Origin of the sequence: Geminicoccus flavidas (assembly GCF_009806515.1) — a bacterium.
GTDB classification, from domain to species: Bacteria; Pseudomonadota; Alphaproteobacteria; order Geminicoccales; family Geminicoccaceae; genus Geminicoccus; species Geminicoccus flavidus.
The window spans coordinates 1-282 of the sequence record NZ_WUJP01000943.1 but is presented as its reverse complement, the minus strand read 5'-3'; the positions used below and the strand labels follow the sequence as shown (position 1 = coordinate 282).

At 70.2% G+C, this 282-nt stretch carries 1 protein-coding gene; it reads right to left on the bottom strand.

Annotation, left to right across the window (positions count from 1 at the left end; translation table 11 throughout):
• Positions 1-19: 19 nt before the first annotated feature.
• Positions 20-282 (bottom strand): hypothetical protein (locus tag EQG76_RS27050; RefSeq protein ID WP_200841161.1); only part of this gene is annotated, 263 nt, incomplete at its 5' end.

Sequence of the window (282 nt, the reverse complement as noted above, 5' to 3'; positions counted from 1 at the left end):
GACGGGGTGGCCCTGCCGGTCAAGATGCGTCGGCGAGCAGCTTCTCCAGGGCGCCCGCGATCGTCGCCAGATGCTCCGCCGCATCCTGGCCACCCAGCAGGGTCTGCTGGATCTGCGGCGGCGAGAACTGGCTCTGGAAGCTGCCGTAGCCGGGCAGGTGGCGCGGGTGGTGGATCAGGGCGTTCCGGTCCTGCAGCATGGCCAGCATCGACTGGAACCGTTCCTGGCGCAGCCAGTCCTCCTGCCAGGCCCGCATGTTGGTCGGGATCGCGCCATGGCGGC